The 22,412-nt window shown below is 72.3% G+C and carries 22 protein-coding genes and 1 pseudogene; 15 read left to right on the plus strand and 8 right to left on the minus strand.

Going from position 1 to position 22,412, the window contains the following annotated elements:
- Nucleotides 1-163: 163 nt before the first annotated feature.
- The 3 genes from ACQPY0_RS11755 (at nucleotide 164) to ACQPY0_RS11765 (ending at nucleotide 3,807) form a co-directional block, all read left to right on the plus strand.
- Nucleotides 164-2,254 (plus strand): anthranilate synthase family protein, encoded by a 2,091-nt coding sequence (locus ACQPY0_RS11755; RefSeq protein ID WP_432987805.1) that lies wholly within the window; start codon nucleotides 164-166, stop codon nucleotides 2,252-2,254.
- Nucleotides 2,255-2,383: 129 nt separating this feature from the next.
- On the plus strand, nucleotides 2,384-3,577 hold the full coding sequence (locus ACQPY0_RS11760) for an MFS transporter (RefSeq protein ID WP_432987807.1): 1,194 nt from the start codon (nucleotides 2,384-2,386) through the stop codon (nucleotides 3,575-3,577).
- A gap of 32 nt (nucleotides 3,578-3,609) precedes the next feature.
- Entirely contained in the window at nucleotides 3,610-3,807 is a 198-nt protein-coding gene (locus ACQPY0_RS11765; protein ID WP_432987810.1) for a hypothetical protein, read from the plus strand.
- A gap of 28 nt (nucleotides 3,808-3,835) precedes the next feature.
- Here ACQPY0_RS11765 and ACQPY0_RS11770 read toward each other — a convergent pair whose 3' ends face one another.
- From ACQPY0_RS11770 to ACQPY0_RS11780, 3 genes are all read right to left on the minus strand, one after another.
- On the minus strand, nucleotides 3,836-5,125 hold the full coding sequence (locus tag ACQPY0_RS11770; RefSeq protein ID WP_432987813.1) for a methyl-accepting chemotaxis protein: 1,290 nt from the start codon (nucleotides 5,123-5,125) through the stop codon (nucleotides 3,836-3,838).
- Between the two features lie 147 nt (nucleotides 5,126-5,272).
- Nucleotides 5,273-6,706 (minus strand): MFS transporter, encoded by a 1,434-nt coding sequence (locus tag ACQPY0_RS11775; protein ID WP_432987815.1) that lies wholly within the window; start codon nucleotides 6,704-6,706, stop codon nucleotides 5,273-5,275.
- 171 nt (nucleotides 6,707-6,877) lie between these two features.
- Nucleotides 6,878-7,444, minus strand: a complete 567-nt coding sequence (locus ACQPY0_RS11780) for a TetR/AcrR family transcriptional regulator (RefSeq protein WP_432987818.1) — start codon at nucleotides 7,442-7,444, stop codon at nucleotides 6,878-6,880.
- 248 nt (nucleotides 7,445-7,692) lie between these two features.
- Here ACQPY0_RS11780 and ACQPY0_RS11785 point away from each other — a divergent pair, with 248 nt between their 5' ends.
- On the plus strand, nucleotides 7,693-8,565 hold the full coding sequence (locus tag ACQPY0_RS11785; protein WP_432987821.1) for an SCO6745 family protein: 873 nt from the start codon (nucleotides 7,693-7,695) through the stop codon (nucleotides 8,563-8,565).
- Here ACQPY0_RS11785 and ACQPY0_RS11790 read toward each other — a convergent pair.
- From ACQPY0_RS11790 to ACQPY0_RS11805, 4 genes and pseudogenes are all read right to left on the minus strand, one after another.
- Complete coding sequence (locus ACQPY0_RS11790; protein WP_432987824.1) at nucleotides 8,540-8,806, minus strand: GNAT family N-acetyltransferase; 267 nt, start codon at nucleotides 8,804-8,806, stop codon at nucleotides 8,540-8,542. The two genes, ACQPY0_RS11785 and ACQPY0_RS11790, sit on opposite strands and share 26 nt — an antisense overlap.
- Nucleotides 8,807-9,379: pseudogene (locus tag ACQPY0_RS11795) on the minus strand (pirin family protein); the annotation flags it as partial.
- 246 nt (nucleotides 9,380-9,625) lie between these two features.
- A complete protein-coding gene (locus tag ACQPY0_RS11800) occupies nucleotides 9,626-10,207 on the minus strand; it encodes a Uma2 family endonuclease (RefSeq protein WP_432987826.1) in 582 nt (193 codons plus the stop codon).
- A 64-nt stretch (nucleotides 10,208-10,271) separates the two neighbouring features.
- Nucleotides 10,272-11,264, minus strand: coding sequence for a pirin family protein (locus tag ACQPY0_RS11805; RefSeq protein ID WP_432987829.1), 993 nt, complete (start codon nucleotides 11,262-11,264; stop codon nucleotides 10,272-10,274).
- A 227-nt stretch (nucleotides 11,265-11,491) separates the two neighbouring features.
- Here ACQPY0_RS11805 and ACQPY0_RS11810 point away from each other — a divergent pair, with 227 nt between their 5' ends.
- The 3 genes from ACQPY0_RS11810 (at nucleotide 11,492) to ACQPY0_RS11820 (ending at nucleotide 12,698) form a co-directional block, all read left to right on the plus strand.
- The gene (locus ACQPY0_RS11810) at nucleotides 11,492-11,722 is read left to right on the plus strand and encodes a hypothetical protein (protein ID WP_432987832.1); all 231 of its coding nucleotides are present in this window, start codon (nucleotides 11,492-11,494) and stop codon (nucleotides 11,720-11,722) included.
- A gap of 509 nt (nucleotides 11,723-12,231) precedes the next feature.
- A complete protein-coding gene (locus tag ACQPY0_RS11815) occupies nucleotides 12,232-12,432 on the plus strand; it encodes a hypothetical protein (RefSeq protein WP_432987834.1) in 201 nt (66 codons plus the stop codon).
- Between the two features lie 35 nt (nucleotides 12,433-12,467).
- The gene (locus tag ACQPY0_RS11820; RefSeq protein ID WP_432987837.1) at nucleotides 12,468-12,698 is read left to right on the plus strand and encodes a hypothetical protein; all 231 of its coding nucleotides are present in this window, start codon (nucleotides 12,468-12,470) and stop codon (nucleotides 12,696-12,698) included.
- Here the strand turns inward: ACQPY0_RS11820 and ACQPY0_RS11825 are convergent.
- Entirely contained in the window at nucleotides 12,658-13,605 is a 948-nt protein-coding gene (locus tag ACQPY0_RS11825; RefSeq protein ID WP_432987839.1) for a glutathione S-transferase family protein, read from the minus strand. The two genes, ACQPY0_RS11820 and ACQPY0_RS11825, sit on opposite strands and share 41 nt — an antisense overlap.
- Before the next feature lie 68 nt (nucleotides 13,606-13,673).
- Here ACQPY0_RS11825 and ACQPY0_RS11830 point away from each other — a divergent pair, with 68 nt between their 5' ends.
- The 8 genes from ACQPY0_RS11830 (at nucleotide 13,674) to ACQPY0_RS11865 (ending at nucleotide 22,251) form a co-directional block, all read left to right on the plus strand.
- Nucleotides 13,674-14,438 carry a crotonase/enoyl-CoA hydratase family protein gene (locus tag ACQPY0_RS11830; protein ID WP_432987841.1) on the plus strand — a complete coding sequence of 255 codons (765 nt, stop codon included), beginning with the start codon at nucleotides 13,674-13,676 and terminating at the stop codon, nucleotides 14,436-14,438.
- 5 nt (nucleotides 14,439-14,443) lie between these two features.
- Nucleotides 14,444-15,361, plus strand: coding sequence for a serine/threonine dehydratase (locus ACQPY0_RS11835; RefSeq protein ID WP_432987842.1), 918 nt, complete (start codon nucleotides 14,444-14,446; stop codon nucleotides 15,359-15,361).
- On the plus strand, nucleotides 15,348-15,896 hold the full coding sequence (locus ACQPY0_RS11840) for a QsdR family transcriptional regulator (protein WP_432987845.1): 549 nt from the start codon (nucleotides 15,348-15,350) through the stop codon (nucleotides 15,894-15,896). Before ACQPY0_RS11835 ends, ACQPY0_RS11840 begins: the two co-directional genes overlap by 14 nt.
- Nucleotides 15,896-17,080, plus strand: coding sequence for an FAD-dependent oxidoreductase (locus ACQPY0_RS11845; RefSeq protein WP_432987848.1), 1,185 nt, complete (start codon nucleotides 15,896-15,898; stop codon nucleotides 17,078-17,080). Before ACQPY0_RS11840 ends, ACQPY0_RS11845 begins: the two co-directional genes overlap by 1 nt.
- A 137-nt stretch (nucleotides 17,081-17,217) precedes the next feature.
- Entirely contained in the window at nucleotides 17,218-17,904 is a 687-nt protein-coding gene (locus tag ACQPY0_RS11850; RefSeq protein WP_432987851.1) for a response regulator transcription factor, read from the plus strand.
- A 38-nt stretch (nucleotides 17,905-17,942) separates the two neighbouring features.
- Complete coding sequence (locus ACQPY0_RS11855) at nucleotides 17,943-19,346, plus strand: sensor histidine kinase (protein ID WP_432987853.1); 1,404 nt, start codon at nucleotides 17,943-17,945, stop codon at nucleotides 19,344-19,346.
- Between the two features lie 287 nt (nucleotides 19,347-19,633).
- Complete coding sequence (locus ACQPY0_RS11860; RefSeq protein WP_432987856.1) at nucleotides 19,634-21,688, plus strand: RICIN domain-containing protein; 2,055 nt, start codon at nucleotides 19,634-19,636, stop codon at nucleotides 21,686-21,688.
- Entirely contained in the window at nucleotides 21,685-22,251 is a 567-nt protein-coding gene (locus ACQPY0_RS11865) for a hypothetical protein (RefSeq protein WP_432987858.1), read from the plus strand. Before ACQPY0_RS11860 ends, ACQPY0_RS11865 begins: the two co-directional genes overlap by 4 nt.
- Nucleotides 22,252-22,412 lie beyond the last annotated feature (161 nt).

The raw sequence follows: 22,412 nt of genomic DNA on the forward strand, positions 1-22,412 counted from the left end.
CTTGCTCGTGTCCGCGCGCATGAACAGTTGCTGGTGGCCCGCCTGACGAGGCGGCCACACTTCCGCGCGACACCATCCGCGGCCGCCCATCGAGGCGGCCGTTGTGCTTTCCCGGGAAGCCGGGGCCGCCTCGCAGGCGGCCACCGACCCCGAAGGGAAACCGATGACGAGCAACCCCAAGGCTCAGCCCGCGCCGGCCCGGGCCGCCGCACACCCACCGGTCGGCGAGCGCGTCGAACCGGCCGCCGGAAACGCGTCGCCACCCGAGGCCCCGTCCGCGCCGCCGCGTGAAACCCGCCTCGCGAGTGCGGCCGGGAACGCGCTGCCGCATGGGACTCCGTTCGCGTTGCTGCGGCGGGAGGGGCGCGACGCCGTCGAGGTGCTCGCCGGGCCGGTGTCCACGGTGGAGCGTCTCGCCGACCTTCCCGAGGAATGCCTTGCACTGGTGCCGTTCTGGCAGGTTCGCGAGCGCGGATTCGACTGCGTCGACGACGGGACTCCGCTGTCGGTTCTGCACATTCGGAGTCGGCACGAGGTTTCCGTTTCCGACCTCGTCGCCGCGCTGCCCGACGACCCTATCGTGCTGGACAACGCGGGCTTCGACGTGGCGGACGACGAGTACGCGGACATCGTGCGAACGGTCTTGCGGGACGAGATCGGTCGCGGCGAGGGTTCGAACTTCGTCATCCACCGTGCCTTCGAGGCCGACCTCCAAGGCGACCCGGTCGCGGCCGCGCTCACGGTCTTCCGCCGCCTGCTGACCCGCGAGCGCGGCGCGTACTGGACGTTCGTCGTCCACACCGGCGAGCGGACCCTGGTCGGCGCCACCCCCGAACGGCACGTCAGCGTCGACGACGGCCTGGTCATGATGAACCCGATCAGCGGCACCCTGCGCGGCACCCCGACCAGGCCCGCGGTGCTGCGGTTCCTCGCCGACCGCAAGGAGATCGACGAATTGTCGATGGTCCTCGACGAGGAGCTCAAGATGATGGCGACCGTCGCCGACCTCGGGGGCCAGGTCATCGGGCCGTATCTGAAAGAGATGACCCATCTCGTGCACACCGAGTATCTCCTGGCGGGCCGGGGCTCCCGCGACGTGCGGGACGTCCTGCGTGAAACGATGTTCGCCCCGACGGTCGTGGGCAGCCCGATCGAGAATGCCTGCCGCGTGGTCGCCCGCCACGAGCGCCGCGGCCGCGGCTACTACGGCGCGGTCCTGGCCCTGCTCGGCCGCGACCCCCAGGGCCGCCCGACGCTGGACGCCCCGATCCTCATCCGCACCGCCGACATCGACCACGCCGGCCGCCTGCGGGTCCCGGTCGGCGCCACGCTGGTCCGCCACTCCACGCCCGACGGCGAGGTTTTGGAAACCCATACAAAAGCCGCAGCCGTACTCCGGGCGCTCGGCCTCGACCCCCAACAGTCCACAATGGACAAATCGGCCGCGAGGGGTCCGGAAACGCCCGCCGTGGCCGGCTCCGAAGGGCCTGGCTCAGCCGCCGGCAACTCCGGCGCGACGGCATCCGCGGCCGGCCCGGAGGCGCCCGCCTCGCTCGCGGCCGATCCCGAGGTGCAGGCCGCGCTCGTCGCGCGCAACGCGACCCTCGCGCCGTTCTGGCTTCAGCCCCGCGACGGCCTCGCCGCCGATCCCGCGCTGGCCGGCCGGCGCGCCCTGGTCGTCGACGCCGAGGACACGTTCACCGGCATGCTCGTGCATCAGCTGCGGGTGCTGGGGCTCTCGACGCGGCTCGTGCGGTACGACTGCGAAATCCCGGTCGAAGAGTTCGACCTGGTCATCCCCGGGCCCGGCCCGGGCGACCCGCGACAGCTGGACGATCCGAAGATCGCGCGCATGCGGCGGATCGTGGCCGGGCTGCTCGACGAGGGCCGGCCCATGCTCGCGATCTGCCTGAGCCACCAGCTCACCGCGGGCCTCCTGGGACTGCCGTTGCGCCGGAAGGCCCAGCCGTACCAGGGAATGCAGCGCGACATCCAGCTCTTCGGCCGCGCGGCCAGGGTCGGTTTCTACTCCACCTTCGCGGCGACGCACGACAGCGAGCGGCTCGACACCGGGTACGGGCCGGTCGAGGTCGCCCGCGACCCGCACAACGGCGACGTGCACGCGCTACGCGGCAGGACGTTCGCCGGCCTGCAGTTCCACCCCGAGTCCGTGCTCAGCCAGGACGGCATCGGGCTGCTGCGCGACCTGCTGACGGCTCTGCTCGACGCCCCGGTGGGTACGTCGCCCGAGTGATCGTCCGCCGCCCGGTTCTTCCGCGGCCGCGACCTCAACCTGTGAACCGTACGGTGCTCTTGCGCTCGGCCGCGCGGTCGACAATGCTTCCGAGATAATTTCACTTCTCTTCATCGAGGAGACCGGCCAGTGGATCAGCGTGATCGCCGGGCGCGGCTCGCCGTCGCCGGTGCGTACTTCGCGCAGGGCTTCTGCTTCGCCGGCCTGCTCACCCAGGTCGCCTCGCTGCAGAAGAAGTTCGGCTTCGACGACACCCAGCTGTCGCTGGTCCTGCTGGCCGTGCCGGTCGTGGCCGGCGTCGGCAGCGTGGTCGCGGGCCTGCTGAGCGCGCGCCTGGGCAGCTCACTGGTGCTGCGCGCGGGCGGCCCGGGCGTGGCGGTGGCGATCGCCCTGACGGGCTTCGCGGGGCAGCGCTGGCAGCTGTACGTCGCACTGGCGCTCGTCGGCCTGATGCTGGGCCTCGTCGACGCGACCATGAACATGCAGGGCGTGGGGGTTGAGCGCCGATACGCGCGCCCGGTGCTCAACTCCTTCCACGCCGTCTGGAGCGCCGGGGCGATCCTGGGCGCGCTGGCCACGTCCGGCACGGCGCACCTGGGCTGGTCCACCGCCGAGTCCCTGGCCACGGTGGCCGCCGCCGGCGTGGTTCTGGCCCTGCTCGCCGGCCCGGGCCAGCTGCGCCGCGCGGAGGAGGCCCAGCAGGTCCCGGCCGCGACCCAGGCCGCCGCGGAGGCCGCCGTCCCGTGGCGCCCGATCGTGCTGGTCGGCATCGCGATGATGCTCATGTTCATCGCCGACTCCGCGGTCTCCAACTGGAGCTCCGTGTTCATCGAGAAGGCCCTCCACGCCAGCACGAGCGTCGCCGCGCTGGGCCTGGCCGCGTACCAGACGACGATGCTCCTGGGCCGCACCGCCGGCGACCGCCTGGTGAGCCGCTTCAGCCCCACCGCGGCGGTCTCGGTCGGCGGCGTGGTCGGCGGCCTGGGCCTGATCCTGGTGGCGGTCTCGGGCACGGCGGCGCTGAGCATCGCCGGCTTCGCGATCGTCGGCCTGGGCCTGTCCCTGGTCGTTCCCCAGTCCTTCTCGGCCGCGGGCCGCCTGGACCCGGCCGGGACGGGCATCGCCATCGCGCGGGTCAACCTGTTCAACTACGTCGGCTTCGTGGTCGGCGCCGGGCTGATCGGCGCGGTGGCGCAGAGCCTGTCGCTGCGCTGGGCGTTCGCGATCCCGGCCGGGCTCGCCGCGGGGATCGTGCTGCTCGCCCCGGCGTTTCGCACCCCCGCCCCGGCGACGTCCCCGGCCCCGGCCGGCGCGACGGGCTGAACGCTTCCGGCCGCTCCGGCCGTGCGCGCTCGGTGTCGTCGCTCCTGGTCGCCGGCTACCCGGAGCAGATGCGGAGCACCGTGTCCGCCGTCACCAGGCTCGCCGCGGTGCTGCGCAGCGGCACCCCCAACCGCAACCGCATCGCCCTGCCCCCGGCCACGTCATCCCGCCAAGGTCGGCGGGACTTTGTCCGGCAGCGCGAGCGAGCCGACGCCGAACACCCGACATGACGAGATGGGCCGGCCCGAGAGGCGGACGCTACGACTGTTGCGCGGACGCGCTGACCTTCTCCGCCGCCGCGGCGACCGAGCCGCGGGTCGCGGCGGCCAGGCTCGTCTGCTCGTTGAGGGAGGCGGCCACCTCGCGCTGGGCGGTGGCCACCGCGCCGAGCCGGTCCGCGACCCCGCCGACGGCCCCGGCCACCGCGGCGGCGCCGGCCGTCACCTGCCCGACGGTCGTCTCGATGCGGGCGGTGGCCGCGGCCGTCTGCGCCGCGAGATCCTTGACCTCGTTCGCGACCACGCCGAAGCCCTTGCCGGCCTCGCCCGCGCGGGCGGCCTCGATCGTCGCGTTGAGCGCCAGCAGCTTCGTCTGGTCCGCGACCGCCTGGATCAGGCCGGCGACCGTGGCGATGTCGGAAACCGCCGACTCCAGCTCCGAGATGACGCGACGCGCGTGGTTCGAGTCGTTCAGCGCCGCCTCGACGTCGCCGACGGCGCCCTGCACCGTGTTGTTCATGCCCGCGAGCGCTGACTGGAAGGACTGCATCGCCGAGCCGGCCTCGGCACCGAGGCGCACGCCGGCGTCGGCGACGTCGGCGAGTACCGTCTCCAGGCGCCGCCCCAGCTGCTCGCTCCGCGCGACCTGCTCCGCGGCGTTGGCGGCGGCCTCCTCCTCGCGCCGGCTCGCGGCCTCGGCGGCGGCGCGCAGCCGGTCCTGGTTCTCGGCGGCCAGCCGCTCCTGCTCGGCGTCGGCCTCGGCCTCGGCGTGCGCCGCGAATCGCCAGTACGTCAGCTGCGTCAGGCACATCGCGAGCACGAACCCGGCGTGCAGCAGCACGTACCAGACCGGGTGGGCGCGCGCCTGCGGGCTCGAGAACACCATTTCCGGCATGGTCAGCCCGATCGCCAGATGGTGCACGGCGACGAGCAGCACGCCCAGCGCGAGCGGGATCCAGTCCTGGTACAGGCTGACGAGCCCGACCACCACGAAGAAGTGGAAGTGCAGGTCGGTGAGCCCGTTCCCGGCGTGCACGAGGGCCATGGCCGCGAGGAGCAGCCCGATCGACACCGCGACCGACCCGCCCCGCCGCGTACGCGCGATCCCGGCCGCGAGCGCGCACAGCAACACGCCCGCGATGAAACACCAGACCACCCAGCTCGCCGCGTGCACGTGCTCACCGACGACGCTGTGCCCGTTGACCAGGCTCATGATGATGAGCACGGGGAGGTGCAGCCACAGCACGGCGGTCAGCGCCCGGTGCCGTGAGCGGAACGCGGCGTCGCTGAGCCTGACCTTCGGCATGAGCCAGGAGAGCACCCCGGGCATTTCGCGACTCCCTTACGCCTGATGTGACGTGCCTCCTCACATCGGCAGCTCCGCCCCCATCTGAAGCCGCGAGGGCATACCTGAGGGCGAAGACGAGCGGCTGCGCGGCCCTGATGCGCAGCACCAGGACCGCGCAGCGGCACAGGGTCAGCCGATGTGGACCGGAGCCGCGTCCGGGGACGTCGTCGCGGTCGTGGCCGAGGAGTTGCGGATCATCACGATCACCACCACCGTGGCGATGGCCAGCAGGACCGCGCTCGCCGTGAAGGCGACGTTGTACCCGTGGATCGCCGCGTGGGCCTGCAGCAGCTGCGCGCCCGCGGCGCCGCCCTGGGCGGCCGAGGCCGCGTGGTCGGTCACGTAGCCGGTCACCGCCGTGGTGAAGATGGTGTTCAGCAGGGCGGTGCCCAGCGAGCCGCCGACCTGCTGGGTCGTGTTCACCATGGCGCTGGCCACGCCGGCGTCGTGGTTGGCCACGCCGGACAGGGCCAGGCTCGACAGCGGCACGAAGACCAGGCCCATGCCCAGGCTCATCGCGACGAACGCCGGCAGGATGTCCACCGTGTAGCTGGAGCCGAGGTCCAGGCGGGTCAGCCAGATCATCGCTGCGGTGGCGAGGACACCACCGACCGACATCAGGACCTTCGGGCCGGTGCGGGGCAGCAGGCGGGAGGCGATGATCGCCGCGACGATGATGCCGCCGGAGAACGGCATGTAGGCCACGCCGCTCTTCAGGGCCGACCAGCCCATCGTCTGCTGCAGGTAGAACGTCATGAACAGGAACATGCCGAGCATGCCCGCGCCGAGCAGGATCGAGACCAGGTAGGACGCGCCCCGGTTGCGGTCGAACAGCACGCGCAGCGGCAGCAGCGGGTGGGCGGTGCGCGCCTCCCAGAACAGGAACGCCCCGAGCAGTACCACCGCGGAGGCGAGCCAGGCGATCGTCACGCCCGAGCTCCAGCTGTCGGTGGCCGCCTTGGTGAAGCCGTAGACCAGGGCCACCTGGCCGGCGGTCGCCAGCACCGCGCCCGGGATGTCGTACCGGGTGTCGCCCTGCGCCTTGCTCTCGCGCACCAGCGGGATCGCGGCGGCGAACGCGAACACGGCGATCGGGATGTTCACCAGCAGGCACCAGCGCCAGTCCGCGTACTCGGTCAGCACGCCGCCGGCGAGCAGGCCGATCGCGGCACCGCCGCCGGAGATGCCGCCGAAGACGCCGAAGGCCTTCGCGCGCTCCCGGGCCTCGGTGAAGGTGACCGTGATGAGCGACAGGGCGGCCGGGGCGAGCAGGGCGCCGAAGAGGCCCTGCAGGCCGCGGGCGGCGAAGAGGGTGCCGGCGTTGACCGCGGCGCCGCCCAGCGCCGAGGCGCCGGCGAAGCCGAGCAGGCCGATGAGGAAGGTGCGCTTGCGGCCGAAGAAGTCGGCGATGCGGCCGCCGAGCAGCAGCAGGCCGCCGAAGGTGAGCGTGTACGCCGTGACGATCCACTGCCGGTCGGCGGTGGAGATGTCCAGGGCCTGCTGTGCCGACGGTAGGGCGATGTTCACGATCGTGGCGTCGAGCACGACCATGAGCTGCGCCACGGCGATGACGGCGAGCGCGAGCCAGCGGCGCGGATCGGGTGGGACCGAAGAAGGGGATTTAACCGATATTTCGGGCGTGAAGACCGCGTCGTTTGCCATGTAGCCAGCCTCCAGGGCAGCGGGAAACCTCCGTCCGCGCGCCGCGGACGGATCACGACATCGCTTGCAGCGTCAGGTGTGCAGCACGGGGATGAGAACGCGGTCGACGAGGCGTTCGACGAACGCGGCGTCGAGCGGACCGGTCTGCCACATGCGCCGGCTCGTGACCATCGCGTGCAGCACCTCGTGCAGCAGGTCGGCGCGCGTGCCCTCGGGCAGCTCGCCGCGCTCCACCGCGCGCTTGAGCATGGACTCGTACATCACGTGCTTGGACTCGTAGGCGCACCGGAACATGCACTCGGCCAGCTCCGCGTTGTGCGTCGCCGCCGTCAGCAGCCCCGTGAACACGGCCCCGTCCGCCCCGCCGGCCGCCGCGCACACGGCGTTCAGCTGGGCGATGAGGTCGCCGCGCAGCGAGCCCGTGTCGGGGGGCTCCATTGCCCCGCCGTATCGATGCTCGATCGCCTCCATCACCAGTTCGGGCTTGCTCGGCCAGCCCCGGTAGATGGTCGCCTTGCTGGCGCGGGCCCGCGCCGCCACCGCGTCCATCGACATCCGGTCGTACCCAACCTCGCCGAGCAGCTCGAACACCGCCTCGCAGATGGCCTCGCGCCGCTCCGGCCTCGTCGCCGTACCCACGCTGACCTCCCCGAAACAAGGTGTACGGAACCGTTCCGTCTCGAAATGTAGCTCGACCGTCAACGCGAAACGAAACCGTTCCGTACACCGCTTGTGTGAGCGCCGCCACACCGAGGTTCTCACGGGGCGAATGCGGCGTTACGCAGGTCGAACGCTTCGGGTGGCCGCGCCGGACCAGAGCGGCGCTGTGACAAACCGGGCGGTCCCGGCGGTACTGCCGGGGCTCGCTCCCACCTATCGTCAGGTTCATGACGACGGAGCTGTCGACCGAGCGCCGCATGTGGTCGCTCTTCGAGCCGCTGCACGCGGTCACCTACTTCGCCCCGCAGGGCCGGGCGGCGTTCGAGGAGGCGGGCCTGCGCGGTTTCTGGCGGGGGTACTTCGCCGGCCGCGCCGCCCCGCTCGGCGCCGTCGGCCCCGGGCCGGTCGTCGGCGCCTTCTACGGCTTCGCCCCGTCGATGGTCGCCCGGGCCCTGCCCGACGTCTGGACCCGTATCACCTCCGAGGGCGCGCTGGCCGCCCGGCTGGACGGCGCCCGCCGCGCGCTCGCCCCGGCGCTGGACGGGACCGCCGGGGCGGACGAGGCCGCCGAACTGCTCAAGGTGGCGGCTCAGGGTGCCGAGCCGCACGGCCGAGTGCTCGCCGCCGCCAACGCCGCCCTGCCGTGGCCGTCGGACACCCCCGGCATCCTGTGGCAGGCCGCCACGATCCTGCGCGAGCACCGCGGCGACGGCCACCTCGCCGCCCTGCTCGTCGAGGGCCTCGACGGCTGCGAGGCGATGGTGTGGCGGGTCGCGCTGAACGAGGGCCGCGGACGCGGCATGGCCCAGCCGGCCCGTGGCTGGAGCGACGAGGAGTGGGACGCCGCCCGCGGCCGGCTCCACCGGCGCGGCTACCTCGACGGCGAGGGGGCGGCGACGGAGAAGGCGCGCACGGCGTACGCCACCCTGGAAGAGGCGACCGACCAGCTGGCCGCCCGCCCGTGGCGGGCGCTCGGCGCCGAGGCGACCGAGCGCTGCGCCACGCTGCTCGCGCCGATCGCCACCCGGATCACCGACGTGCTGCGGGACTTCTACCCGACCTGGATCAACCTGCCTATGCCAGCTCGGGGTGCTTCTTGAGATACGCGGCGATGAACGGGCACTGCGCGACCACCTGAAGCCCGCGGTCCTTCGCGAGGGTCAGGGCGCCGTTGGCGAGCTTGCTGCCGACGCCCTTGCCCTCGAACGCCGCCTCCACCTCGGTGTGGGTGAAGGTGATCTCCTGCTCGCGGAGCCGGTAATACGCCGACCCCGCGAGCTCACCGTCGACCCGGATCTCGAACCGGTTGTGATCGGCGTTGTCAACGACCTGGAAGTCCACTCAGGACGCCTCTCCCCGAACGTCCGCGTGCGCTGCGGGGATGCTGCCGAGCCGGCCGGCCTGGTAGTCCTCGAACGCCTGCATGACCTCGGCCTTGGTGTTCATGACGAACGGACCATACGCCACCACGGGCTCGCGGATCGGCTGTCCGCCGAGGAAGAGTACGTCCATGGTGGGGTGGTGTGGGTCCTGCTTGGTGTCGGCGGTCACTGTGATGGTGTCCCCGGCTCCGAATACGGCCAGTTGCCCGAGTTCCACCGGGCGCCCCTTCACTCCGGCGGTTCCCTTGCCCGCGAGTGTGTAGGCGAGCGCGTTGAAGTCTTTGCGCCACGGCAGTGTCAGTGAGGCGCCGGGGGAGAGCGTCGCGTGTACGAGCGTGATCGGCGTGTAGGTGATCCCGGGTCCGGCGTGCCCGTCGAGTTCACCGGCGATGACCCGCAGCAGTGTTCCGCCGTCGGTGCTGGACAGCAGCGCGACCTGCCCGCCGCGGATGTCCTGGTAGCGCGGCGCCGCGAGCTTGTTCGCCTTGGGCAGGTTGACCCACAGCTGGATCCCGTGGAACAGCCCGCCGGCGGTCATTCGTCCACACCCACATCGGAATCGACCAAAAGCCGCATGTGGATCACCATCCATGTCCGATATGGTATCTTCAGGAATTTTGTACTGCGTGCCCCGAATGGGTCGTACATCGCGAAATTGCAGGACAGCAGCGTGAACCACTCGGCCGTTCACCCCGAACGTCCGCGCGCGCCGCGGGGATGCTGCCGAGGTGGCCGCCCGCCGAGGGCAGGCTCGCACGCGTGGCGGCGAGCTGCGCGATCAGAGGTGTTGAATCTCGGTCAGGTCGACGTTGATGTCGAACGGAACATTGACCTTCACCCGATCGTGGAATATGCCGGTCAGGGCGTAGGCGTTGCTGGCTGGGTCGAGTTCGTAGATATAGACGATGGCGTTGCCTGAGCCGTCGTCCTCCACGCGCCAGAAGTGCCCGATGCCCGCACGGGCGTACAGTTGCGGCTTGCGTTCGCGGTCACGTACCTCGGAGTCGGGTGAGACAACCTCGACCGCGAGCACGACGGCGTCGGCGGGATACGCCGTCTGGTCCCCTCCTGTCACTGCGTCAGCCCGCACGACCGTTACATCGGGCTCGGGTCGTTGACGACGGTCCAGGACGACGGACATCTCCCGCCGCACTCGCAGGTTCTTGGGTGCGCTGAGACGCAGGGCCGTGACCAGCAGGTCGAGGACAAGTGTGTGGAACGCCTTCTGCGGGCTCACGAACACCAGACTCCCGTCGATGAGCTCGGTGTGCGCCGGAAGGTCGGGGAGACGATCGAGATCCTCCGCGGTGAACCCACCAGGTGGCGGCACTGGCCACCGCATTGGAGCTGGCGCGCTCATCGAACCTCCCTCCACCTGGCCCTGTGTGGTCAGACTATCAGCGACCGTGAGGTCTCTCAGTGGGCTACGAGGCGTCACCCGAAGCCTCTCCCCGAACGTCCGCGTGCGCCGCGGGGATGCTGCCGAGCCGGCCGGCCTGGTAGTCCTCGAACGCCTGCATGACCTCGGCCTTGGTGTTCATGACGAACGGACCATACGCCACCACGGGCTCGCGGATCGGCTGTCCGCCGAGGAAGAGTACGTCCATAGTGGGGTGGTGCGGGTCCTGCTTGGCGTCGGCGGTCACTGTGATGGTGTCCCCGGCTCCGAATACGGCCAGTTGCCCGAGTTCCACCGGGCGCCCCTTCACTCCGGCGGTTCCCTTGCCCGCGAGTGTGTAGGCGAGCGCGTTGAAGTCTTTGCGCCACGGCAGTGTCAGTGAGGCGCCGGGGGACAGTGTCGCGTGTACGAGTGTGATCGGCGTGTAGGTGATCCCCGGTCCGGCGTGCCCGTCGAGTTCACCGGCGATGACCCGCAGCAGTGTTCCGCCGTCGGTGCTGGACAGCAGCGCGACCTGCCCGCCGCGGATGTCCTGGTAGCGCGGCGCCGCCAGCTTGTTCGCCTTGGGCAGGTTGACCCACAGCTGGAACCCGTGGAACAGCCCGCCGCTGACCACCAGGTGCTCCGGCGGCGTCTCGATGTGCAAAATCCCGGATCCGGCGGTCATCCACTGCGTGTCACCGTTGGTGATGGTGCCGCCCCCACCGTTGGAGTCATGGTGGACGAACTCGCCGTCGATGATGTAGGTGACGGTCTCGAACCCGCGGTGCGGGTGCCACGGCGTGCCCTTGGGCTCACCCGGCGCATACTCCACCTCGCCCATCTGGTCCATGTGGATGAACGGGTCGAGCGCCCGCAGGTCGACGCCGGCGAAGGCGCGCCGGACGGGAAACCCCTCGCCCTCGAACCCCTTCGGCGCCGTTGTGACGGACACGACGGGCCGCGCCTGCGCCCCGACCGGATCGGGCGCGACGACGCGCGGAAGCGCAAGAACGTTGTCGACGGTAACGGCGGGCATGATGACCCCTCCTCCGGAGTCGCGTGCGGTTGACGCTGCGGACAACGCTACTTGCGTCAGAAGTATTCCGCAAGTCAACTAACTCGCATGTGACGGCGGTGACGGCGGCCGCGCACCGGTCGACGGGTGTAACGCCGGCCTCCAGCAGGTACGCCCCGACCGCGAGGACCGGTGCCTCGGGCTGTCCGGCGCCGGGGCCGGCAGCTCGCCGCGGCCTGGTGATCCGGGTGGCGATCGGCGCGAGCAGCGTGGCGCAGCGCTCGGTCGCCTCGGCGCCGAGCGCCCGCCACGGGCGGGCGGCCAGCCGCCTCGACGGGCTCGCCGAGGCGCTCGAACGCGGCGGTGAAGGCCACCGGGCGGGCGCGCCGCCAGCTCCCCGGGCGGCGGCCCGTCACACTCCGGCCAGCACCGGCGGCCACCTGCCCGACTCATCCGGCATGCCGGCCACGCACCGGTGACCGGCGCCGCGCGTGAACGCGGTCCAAGCAGGGGAGATGGGTGGCGACTCCGGTCAGAGCTCGGTGGACTCGCCGTGGGGCAGGACCTCCTGCCAGCCCCCGCTCGCCGGGCAGCGTGCGGGCCGAGTTCTGCCCCAGGGTGCTGAGCATCAGCTCCGCACCTGGATCACCCGCCCCGGGGCACGGTCGGCGGCCTCCCCGAACTTGGTCCACGGACCGCTGATCGGCGGCAGCGCCGTCTCTACGGCCACGGACGCCACCGTGTACGAAGAAGGATGCGGCCCTCGACGATCTGATCTGGGCGTGCCGCTCGCCGAAGACCGTCACCGCGAACCCGGCGGCGGAAAGCTCGTCGCCCGCCTCGATCACGGCTCGGCTCACGCCGCAGGAGCGCGCATGCCGGCCGCGGTGCCCGAGCTACTCGACCGCGGGGAGGGACCGGGCGTCGATTAGGATTTCGCGGCTTTGGGTAGACAGCGGTCAACCTTTACGAACCCCCGGAGGCTGACGTGTTCGCTGTGATCGCCGCGATCCTGTTCGCGGTAGCCCTGCTGATCGACCTGCTCGGCGCCGGCACCGGCCCGATTCTCGACGTCGGCACCCTGAGCCTCGCCGGGTTCCTCTGCATCGCCCTGCACCTCGCCGGGGCTGGCACCTGGACGTCGGGTCGCTGGGGCTCGTACCGGCGCCGCCGCTACGCCCGGCGATAGCCGGCAGTCGCGCGCGGGCCGTACGCTCTGCAGCCATGGACGGTCTGCGCGCGCTCCTGCTCGTCGGGGCGGCATTCGCCGTGATCCTCGGGGCCCTGGTGCTGCTGGCGAGGCGAATCCGGCGGCGCAACCTGCACGGCGGGCTGCTCAGCGTCGCCGAGGAGATCTACCGCCCCTCGGCCGAGCGGCTGCGCCCCGTGACCCAGGAGGTCCGGCAGGGGCCCGTCACGCCGTCCAGGGGGCCAGGTCCGGACCCTTCGGAATGATCCCGGACGGGTTGAGCTGGGCGTGGGTGCCGTAGTAGTGCCGCTTGATCTGGTCGAAGTCGACGGTGTCGCCGAAGCCCGGGGTGTTGAACAGCTCGCGTGCGTAGCGCCACAAGTGAGGCATCTCGGTGAGCTTGTTGCGATTGCACTTGAAGTGGTTGTGATACACGGCGTCGAAGCGCACCAGGGTGGTGAACAGCCGCACGTCCGCCTCGGTGATGTGCTCGCCGAAGAGGAAGCGGCGGGACGCCAGGCGTGACTCCAGCCGGTCGAGGCGCGCGAACAGGCGGTCGTAGGCCTCCTCGTAGGCCTCCTGGCCGGTGGCGAAGCCGCAGCGGTACACCCCGTTGTTGACGTCCTCGTAGATCTCCTGCATCAGCTGCTCCATCTCGCCGCGCACGTGGGCCGGGAGCAGGTCCGGCCACTGGGTGGCCAGGGGCGCCCAGTCGGTGGAAAAGTCCAGGGTGATCTGCGGGTAGTCGTTGCTCACCACGTGGCCGGTCAGCGTGTCGATCAGGGCGGGCACGGTCACGCGACCCTCATACTGCGGGTCGGTGCGCGCATATGCTTCGGACAGGAACTCGATGCCGAGCACCGGGTCGCGGCCGTCCGGGTCGAGGGTGAAGCGCCAGCCGCGCTCGTCGCGGATCGGGTCGACCGTGCCGAGCGAGACGGCGTCCTGCAAGCCCAGCAGGCCGCGGACGATCACCGCGCGGTGCGCCCAGGGGCAGGCCCGGGACCAGATCAGCCGGTATCGACCCGCCTCCAGGGGCCAGCGGTCCAGCTCGTCCGGGCCCTCACCCGGCGCGGAGGCCGACTGAGCGGTGATCCGGCCGGTGAACCGGTTGGGCTGGCGGACGAACTCACCCCGGGCCGAGGTCTCCCGCCGAAACTGTGCGGTAGCCATGACACGACCTTAGCCCCGCCCGGCCCGAGCCGGCATTCACGAAGCCCGGCCGGGGCCAGACTGGGCGTATGACCGTTCGGATTGAACGCCGCGGCCGGGTCCTGACCGTCGTGCTGGACCGGCCCGAAACCCGCAACGCGGTCGACCGCCCGACCGCCGAGGCGCTCGCCGCCGCCTTTCGTGAGTTCGACGCCGACCCGGGCGCCGACGTCGCCGTGCTGTGGGGCGCGGGTGGCACCTTCTGCTCCGGCGCCGATCTCAAGGCCGTCGCCGCCGGGCGCGGCAACCGCGTCGAGCCGGACGGCGACGGGCCGCTGGGCCCGACCCGCATGCGGCTGTCCAAGCCGGTCGTCGCGGCCGTCGCCGGGCACGCCGTGGCCGGCGGGCTGGAGCTGGCGATCTGGTGCGACCTGCGGGTGGTGGAAGAGGACGCGGTCTTCGGCGTGTACTGCCGCCGCTGGGGCGTCCCGCTCGTCGACGGCGGCACCGTGCGGCTGCCGCGGCTGATCGGCGCCGGCCGGGCCCTCGACCTCATCCTCACCGGGCGGCCGGTCGACGCCGCGGAGGCCCACCGTATCGGCCTGGCCGACCGGGTGGTGCCGCGCGGTGCCGCCCGCGAGGCCGCCGAGGCGCTCGCCGGGAAGCTCAGCGCGCTGCCGCAGGAGTGTCTGCGCAACGACCGGCTCTCGCTGTACGACTCCCTGGGCCGTGGCGTCGAGGACGGCCTCGCGACCGAGCACCGCTTCGGCGTGCGGTCGCTGGCGAGTGGCGCATCGCTCGGCGCGGCCCGGTTCGCGGCCGGTGAGGGGCGCCACGGTGCGGGACTAGGGTAATCGGCATGGTGGACAGGGCGGATGTCGAGGCGGCGGCGCGGCGGATCGACGGGCACGTCCGGCCCACGCCGTCGTGGCAGGTGCGGCCCGGCCTGTGGTTCAAGCTCGAGATGCTGCAGCACAGCGGGTCGTTCAAGGCGCGCGGGGCGTTCAACCGTATCCTCGCCGCCCGCGCGGACGGGTCGCTGCCCGCGCCTGGGGTCGTCGTGGCCTCGGGCGGCAACGCGGGGCTCGGGGTCGCCTACGCGGCCGGGCGGCTCGGGGTGCCGGCCGAGGTGTTCGTGCCGGTGACCGCGCCGGAGACCAAGGTGGCCCGGCTGCGCGAGCTCGGGGCGCGGGTCCACCAGCACGGGCGGGAGTACGCGGAGGCCTACGCGGCCTCGGCGGTCCGGGTCGCCGAGACCGGGGCGCTGTTCGTGCACGCCTACGACCAGCCCGAGATCGTCGCCGGGCAGGGGACCGTCGGGCTGGAGCTGCCGGCGGCCGACACGGTGCTCGTCGCGGTCGGCGGCGGTGGGTTGGTCGGCGGGATCGCGGCCGCGGTCGGGGAGCGGGCGCGGGTCGTGGCGGTCGAGCCCGAGGGGGCGTCGGCGCTGCACGCGGCTCTCGCGGCCGGGGCGCCCGTGGACGTGGGCGTCGACAGCGTCGCCGGGGACTCGCTCGGGGCGCGGCGGGTCGGGGCGATCGCCTTCGATCTTGCCGTACGGCACAAGGTGGAGAGCATCCTCGTGCCCGACGAGGCGATCGTCGCGGCGCGGCGGGAGCTGTGGCGCGAGCACCGGCTGGCTGTCGAGCACGGGGCGGCCACCGCGCTCGCCGGCCTGGCGCTCGTCGAGGACCCCGGCACCGCGGTCGTGGTGCTGTGCGGGGCCAACACCGACCCCGCGACGCTGCTCGCCGAGACCGCGCATGCCGCCGGATGAGGTCTTCGACGCGGCTCTGAAGCGGTTCCTCGCCGGGCGGCGCATCGACATGCGCTCCCTCGCCGTCGAGCTCGGCATCGGGCGGGCCACGCTGTACCGCCGCGCGGGCGGGCGCGACCAGGTGCTCGGGCACGTGCTGTGGTACCTCACCGACCGTAACCTCGACCGGGCGGTCCGCCACGCCGAGGGGCTGCGTGGGCCCCAGCGGGTCGTCGCGGTCATCGGACACTTCCTGCACGCGGTCAAGGACCAGCCGAGCCTGCGCCACTTCCTGGCCACCGAGCCCGAGGCGGCGCTTCGCATCCTGACCTCCAAGCGCGGGATCGTCCAGGGCCGCGTGGTCGCCCACCTGGAGAACCTGATGCACGAGGAGATCGCGGCGGGAGCGTTCGCGCCGCGGCTCGACGCGCGCACGCTCGCGTTTGTCATCGTGCGGATCGGGGAGAGTTTCCTGTATGCGGACGCCATCGCGGATGGCGAGCCGGACGTTGAGCAGGCACTGGAGATCATCGGGCGGCTCTTGGAAGGTTCGTGATGATCGTCAAAGCGGACGTGTGCATCGTCGGCGGCGGACCGGCGGGGCTGGTCCTCGCGCTGCTGCTGGGCCGGCGCGGCGTCGACACCGTGGTCCTGGAGAAGCACGAGACGTTTCTGCGCGACTTCCGCGGCGACACCGTGCACCCCTCGACCCTGCGGCTCGTGGACGAGCTCGGCCTGGGCGAGGAGCTGGCCCGGCTGCCGCACCGCATCGTGCGCCAGATCCACTTCACCTATGACGAGGGCACGTTCCGCCCGGTCGACTTCGAGCGGCTGCACACCCCGCACCCGTACATCATGATGTTGCCCCAGTGGGACTTCCTCGAGCTGCTGGCGGCGCACGCGGACTTCGCGCTGCACCGCCGCTGCGAGGTGGTCGCGGTCAACCGCCGGGACCGCCGGGTCGTCGGGGTGACGGCGCGCACCCCGCAGGGGGAGGTCGAGGTCGTGGCGCCCCTGACGGTCGCGTGCGACGGGCGCCATTCGATCGTACGCCGTGAGCTCGCCCTGCGCTCCAAGGACTTCGGGGCGCCGATCGACGTGCTGTGGTTCCGCCTGCCCCGCGAGCCGCACGACCCCGAGGGCCTGGCCGGGCGGGTCGACGACGGGCGGCTGTTCATCGGCATCGACCGCGGCGAGTACTGGCAGATGGGCTGGGTCGTGCCGAAGGGCGGCGACGCGCGCATCCGCGCCGCCGGGCTGGACGAGTTCCGGGCCGGGATCGCGGCGAGCGTGCCCTATCTGGCCGGCCGGGTCGGTGAGATCCGCGACTGGGGCCAGGTGCGCACGCTGACCGTGCGCATGGACCGCCTGTACCGCTGGCACGTCCCCGGCGCCCTGCTCATCGGCGACGCCGCGCACGCGATGTCCCCGGTCGGCGGCGTCGGCATCAACCTGGCGATCCAGGACGCGGTCGCCGCCGCCCGGGTGATCGCGGGCGCGTTCGAGCAGGGGCGCCCGCCGACCGAGCGGGAGCTGGCCGCGCTCCAGCGCCGCCGCACCCTGCCGACCGCGGGCACCCAGCTCGTCCAGCGCGCCCTGCAGCGGGCGGTGCTCGCGCCGGCGGTGACCGGGCGCCCGACCCGGCCACCCTTGCCGATCCGACTGCTGGACCGCCACCCGCTGCTGCGCGCGATCCCCGCGCGGGTCATCGGCGTGGGCCTACGCCCGGAGCGGGTTTAGGCCGACCCTGCGCGGATAGGCATCCATTCGGCGTCCGCCTGGCGGTCCGCCAGGTTGTGTTGGCGAAAATTAGTACATGTCGGATTCGTCCATCGGCCGTCGGGACTCCGGCTGGACACAGGCAGTACCTTCTTCGCATGGCCACGGTGCTGCTGGTTGAGGACGACCATGTCGTGCGGGGCGCCCTGCTGCGCTCCCTGACCGACCGGGGTCACACGGTGCACGCGGTCGGCACCGCGCTGGAGGCGCTGCGCCGCTTCGCCGCCGAGACCCCCGACCTGGTCGTGCTCGACCTCGGCCTGCCCGACCTGGACGGCGCGGACGCGCTGCGCATGCTGCGCGGCATCGCGGACACGCCCATCATCATCGCCACCGCCCGCGACGACGAGGCGGAGATCGTCCGGCTGCTCAAGGCGGGCGCCGACGACTACATGATCAAGCCGTTCACCTCGGCCCACCTGGACGCCCGGATGACCTCCGTGCTGCGCCGCACGGGACGGGCGAGTCGCGAGGAGCCCACCACCATCGAGGTGGGAGGCTTGCGGGTGGACATCGGCCAGCGCCAGGCCTACCTGCACGGCGAGCCGCTGACCCTGACCCGCAAGGAGTTCGACCTGCTGGCGTACCTCGCCGCCCGGCCCGGCCGGGTGGTCTCACGCCGTGAGCTGTTGGAGGAGGTATGGCGGCAACCCTCAGTGGGCGAGGACCAGACGATCGACGTGCATCTGTACTGGCTACGCCGGAAACTTGGCGAGAGCGCGTCAGCACCCAGATACCTGCACACCGTGCGGGGCGTGGGCTTCAGGTTCAGCGCGCCGGACTGAGGCGCACCCTCGCCTACGTCTCCGCGGCGGTCACCACGATGGTGGCGCTCGCCTTCCTGATCCCGCTGGGTCTCGTCGTCCAGCAACTCGCCCGGGAGCGGGCGCTCGCCGACGCCGAACGCCAGACCGCCGTGGTCGTGGCGGTGCTCACCGTGACCACGGACCCGCTCAGCATCGAGCGGGCCATCGCCAGCACCGGCGGCCCCGCGGTCTCGCGCGTCTCCGTGCACAACCTCGGCGACGACGGCACCGAGATCGGCTCCGGCCACGCGGCCGTGGGCGACCTCGACCGCGCCGCCGACCAGGCCGCGCCGGTGATCGCCGACGTGCCGGGCGGTCAGTCCTACCTGGAGCCGGTCGACCTCGGCTCCGGGCACACCGCCGTGGTCGAGGTGTTCATCCCCGCCTCGGAGCTGGAAAGCGGGGTCAGCGGCGCGTGGTGGGCGCTCGCCGCGGTGGCGCTCGGCCTGATCGTCGCCTCCGTGTGGGTCGCCGACCGGCTCGCGGCGAAGATCATCATCTCGGCGCGGCAACTGGCCGGGGCGGCCGGGGCGCTCAGTGAGGGGTACCTCGACGTCCGCATCGACCCGCAGGGCCCCCGGGAACTGGCCGACGCGAGCTTCGCGCTCAACGTGATGGCCGACCGGATCATGGCGCTGCTGTCCAACGAGCGCGAGCTCGTCGCCGATCTCTCCCACCGCCTGCGCACCCCGCTGACCGCGCTGCGCCTGGACGCCGAGACCCTCGACGACTCCCAGGACGCCGAGCGCATCCGCGACGCGATCGCCGCGCTGGAGGTCGAGGTCGACAAGCTGATCCGGGCCATGCGCGAGCCCATCGACGCGCACTCGCCGACCCCCGACCGCGGCGAGCGCGCCGACGGGGCCGCCGCGTCGACCGGCGAGGAGGGCTGCGACGTCGCCGAGATCGTCCGGGACCGGATGATGTTCTGGTCGGCCGTCGCCGGCGACCAGGAGCGCGAGTGCAAGGCGATCGGCACCGACTCGCCCGCCCCGGTCACCGTGCCCAAGAGCGAGCTGGCCGCGGCGCTGGACGCCCTGATCGGCAACGTGATCCGCTACACCCCGCAGGGCGTGCCGTTCGAGGTCGCGGTGACCCGGCGCGAGGACGGATACGTGGTGCTGCGCGTCGACGACGGTGGCCCCGGCATCCCCGACCCCGAGCTCGCCATGCAGCGCGGCGAGAGCCAGCAGGGCTCCACCGGCCTCGGCCTGGACATCGTGCGGCGGGTCGCGGTCGCCGGCAACGGCACCGTGAACATCGGCACCAGCGCCCTGGGCGGGGCGAGCGTGGTGATCGTCATGGCCGACGCCGACCCGGCCCCGAAGGAGGCCCCGCCGCCGTCGCGCTGGCTGGTCGGGCGCCTGTCCCGCGAGCCCAACGAGCGCCGTGGCCGCGGCTTCTTCCGCTCCTTCGAATAGGTCTTACCGCGGTCCCCGAACTGGTCCTGCTGAGGTCTCCGGATAGGAAGACTGTTTGACCGTTGAGGGCCGGAACAAGTCTGGATTAGATGTGGCTTAACTGACCTCTTTCGGGTGGATAGGTTGCCGTCGGCCTGGCTATCGTCAGCGCGTTCCCACGTGGACGCCCGGCACTCACCCGCCTTGCCACTCCCGAAGGCCGGCGTCCCGCGCGCGGCGGGGATCGGTACCTCTGCCCTGTGCCGGTCCTCGCCGCGCGCCATTTTCCCCTCCCGGAGGAACCGAGCGTGCAAGCGCGACCCGAGAAGTCCCGCCGCCTCATGCGCCGTGTTGTGACGACCCTGGGCGTCGTCGTGCTCGCCGCGGGCACTGCGATCGCCGGCCCTGGCGCCTTTCAGTCCTTGTTCCACGAGAAGGACCGCGGCCCGACCGCGATCGGACACGCCCCGGCCGACAACCCCGACCTGGGCCTGGTGTACCAGGGCCTGACGCCCGCGAAGAAGGGCGAGCCCTGCGTCGGCGGATACGTCCTCACCGAGCGCGAACAGTGCAGCCACGGCCCGGACGTGCCCCCGCCGGGGCTCAGCGTCCACGCCGACGTGCAGCCGGTCGCCGCCGCGACGCAGCAGACCGTGGCCGAGACCGACACCGCCGCCGCCCCGCCGGAGACCACCGTCCTGGCCGACGACGGCGCGGCCGAGGGGGCCGACGGCGGCTTCGCGGTCGTGCCCGAGTCGGCCTCCGACGGCACCGCCGCGGTCACCGTCGGATCGAGCGGCGTCGCCTGCGACGGCGACGGGGTCACCGGCAAGCGCGTGCAGGTGCTCTACGTGCGCGACGCGAAGACCGCCAGCCGCTTCAGCCAGTACCTCGAGTCGTTCCGGACCTGGTCGGCCGGCGTCGACACCATCTACAACGCCAGCGCCCAGGAGACCGGCGGCGAGCGGCACGTCCGCTTCGTCACCACCTCCGACTGCAAGGTCGACGTCCGCGAGGTCGAGCTGCCGGCCGGCGGCCTGGACACCTTCGACGCCACGATCAACGGCCTGAAGGCGCTGGGCTACAACCGGACCGACCGCAAGTACATGATCTTCGGGGAGTCGAAGGTGTACTGCGGGATCGGCACCTTCGCCGGCGACACCCAGCCGGGCGCGAACAACCGCAGCAACGGCGGCCCCGGCTACGGCCGCAGCGACACCGGTTGCTGGGCCGCGAGCGTCGCCGCCCACGAGCTCGGCCACAACCTCGGCGCCGTGAACAACAACGCGCCGAACTCCAGCAAGGCCGCGCACTGCCTCGATGAGTACGACATCATGTGCTACAACGACTCGGGTGGCCTGAAGACGAGCGTCAAGTGCAGCGACCGGGCCCACGAGGACCGGCTCGACTGCAACCACGACGACTACTACAACACCAACCCGAGCCCGGGCAGCTACCTGGCGAACAACTGGAACGTGGCCAACAACCAGTTCCTGATCGCCGGCAGCGGTGGCGGCACGACCCCGCCGCCGTCCCCGACCGCCTCACCCACGCCGACGAAGACGACGGCCTCGCCCACCCCGACGAAGACGGCCTCGCCGAGCCCGTCGCCGAGCAGGACCACCGCCTCGCCGACTCCGACGAAGACGGCCGGCCCGACCCCGACTCCGACGCCGACCGGGAGTTCGACGGGCGGCCTGAAGGAGCTGCGGACCAGTGCTGTCGACGCGACCTCTGTTCGTCTGTCCTGGGACGGTGCCGGGAAGGGCGCGCGCTACGCGGTCATGCTCGGCGGCCGCTCCATCGGCCGCGTCTCCGTCACCAACGTCCGCATCGTCGGCATGCGCCCCGACACCGACTACCAGATCGGGATTTCGCTCGCGCAGAACGGCACCCTGACCCCGTGGACCAAGACCGTGACGGTGCACACCGCCGCGGCCAAGGCCCCGGCCGCGGGCGCCTGGACGGTCTTCGGCAACAGCCTGACCGGCGGGGTGGTCGACCTGTTCGGCGCCCGCCGCGCGCCGGGCACGCCGGTGATCCTGTACAGCCGCCACAACGGCGCGAACCAGCAGTGGAAGCTGGAGCCGGCGGGCAACGCGTTCGTGGTCCGCTCGAAGGCGACGAACGAGTGCCTGAGCACCGCGGGCAACAAGGACGCCGCAGGCGCCACGGTGGTCCAGACGGACTGCGGTGCCGCCCTCAAGTGGACGGTCGCCAAGACCGACTACGGCGTGGCCCTGACCTCGCCCGGTGGGCTGGTCGTGGGCGTGAGCAACAACGAGTACTTCGGCAGCCGCCTGCTGGTGCTGCAGAAGGCCGGCGGTGCGCGGTACCAGAGCTGGGTGCCGCAGCAGGCATGACACACCCCCCGATCGAACGTCCTGGCCCGGCGCCCCTGTGGCGCCGGACCGCGGCGTGTCTCGCGGCGACCCTCATCGCGGTCGCCATCGCCGTCTTCGGCTTCGCCGAGGGCGCCGGCGCGCACGCCGGGGTCGTGCTGACCCTGCACGGGGACGGCCGCGGCTCGGTCTGGGTGACCGCGGTCTGGCAGGACGGCCACCCGGTCACCGAGCCGATCGGCATGACGATGCTGGCGACGTCGGCCGCGGGGCAGCGGGTCGGGCCGGCGCCGCTGAAGCGCAACGGGGACGCGGTCACGTACAGCGGGACCCTGGCCCCGGGCGACTGGACCGTCGTGGCCGACATGGGCACCCCGGCGATCGGCCGGTGCGAGGGCGTCCTGCACGTCGCCGCCGCGGACGCGACGCCGATGCCGGACTCCAAGACCTGCTCGCCCCCGCCGGCGCCGTCCTCCGCCGCGCCGGCCCCCTCCGGCTCGTCCTCGTCGCCGGTCTGGATCTGGCCGGTCGCGGGGGTCCTGCTGCTCGGCGGCGCCGCCCTGTGGTGGGTTCGCCGCCGCTGACAGAAAACGGCTTGACCGGTACAGGGCCGCGGGTCTACTGATCGTTTCCCAGGCCGCCCTGTCCGAGGAGTTCGGCGGCGCCTGGAACGGCGAGCAGTTCGAGTACGCCAGCGCCCTGCCCGGCGCCCCGGTAGTCGCCCACGACGCTCCGGCCCGGCCGC

Source organism: Dactylosporangium sp. CA-233914, from assembly GCF_050942935.1.
Lineage (GTDB): Bacteria > Actinomycetota > Actinomycetes > Mycobacteriales > Micromonosporaceae > Dactylosporangium.

Excerpts from the sequence above, each read along its gene's own strand:
- ACQPY0_RS11755 (WP_432987805.1), top strand. The coding sequence starts at position 164 with ATGACGAGCAACCCCAAGGCTCAGCCCGCGCCGGCCCGGGCCGCCGCA.
- ACQPY0_RS11770 (WP_432987813.1), bottom strand. The coding sequence starts at position 5,125 with ATGCCCGGGGTGCTCTCCTGGCTCATGCCGAAGGTCAGGCTCAGCGAC.
- ACQPY0_RS11785 (WP_432987821.1), top strand. The coding sequence starts at position 7,693 with ATGACGACGGAGCTGTCGACCGAGCGCCGCATGTGGTCGCTCTTCGAG.
- ACQPY0_RS11800 (WP_432987826.1), bottom strand. The coding sequence starts at position 10,207 with ATGAGCGCGCCAGCTCCAATGCGGTGGCCAGTGCCGCCACCTGGTGGG.
- ACQPY0_RS11805 (WP_432987829.1), bottom strand. The coding sequence starts at position 11,264 with ATGCCCGCCGTTACCGTCGACAACGTTCTTGCGCTTCCGCGCGTCGTC.
- ACQPY0_RS11820 (WP_432987837.1), top strand. The coding sequence starts at position 12,468 with ATGGACGGTCTGCGCGCGCTCCTGCTCGTCGGGGCGGCATTCGCCGTG.
- ACQPY0_RS11825 (WP_432987839.1), bottom strand. The coding sequence starts at position 13,605 with ATGGCTACCGCACAGTTTCGGCGGGAGACCTCGGCCCGGGGTGAGTTC.
- ACQPY0_RS11830 (WP_432987841.1), top strand. The coding sequence starts at position 13,674 with ATGACCGTTCGGATTGAACGCCGCGGCCGGGTCCTGACCGTCGTGCTG.
- ACQPY0_RS11835 (WP_432987842.1), top strand. The coding sequence starts at position 14,444 with ATGGTGGACAGGGCGGATGTCGAGGCGGCGGCGCGGCGGATCGACGGG.
- ACQPY0_RS11840 (WP_432987845.1), top strand. The coding sequence starts at position 15,348 with ATGCCGCCGGATGAGGTCTTCGACGCGGCTCTGAAGCGGTTCCTCGCC.
- ACQPY0_RS11845 (WP_432987848.1), top strand. The coding sequence starts at position 15,896 with ATGATCGTCAAAGCGGACGTGTGCATCGTCGGCGGCGGACCGGCGGGG.
- ACQPY0_RS11850 (WP_432987851.1), top strand. The coding sequence starts at position 17,218 with ATGGCCACGGTGCTGCTGGTTGAGGACGACCATGTCGTGCGGGGCGCC.
- ACQPY0_RS11855 (WP_432987853.1), top strand. The coding sequence starts at position 17,943 with ATGGTGGCGCTCGCCTTCCTGATCCCGCTGGGTCTCGTCGTCCAGCAA.
- ACQPY0_RS11865 (WP_432987858.1), top strand. The coding sequence starts at position 21,685 with ATGACACACCCCCCGATCGAACGTCCTGGCCCGGCGCCCCTGTGGCGC.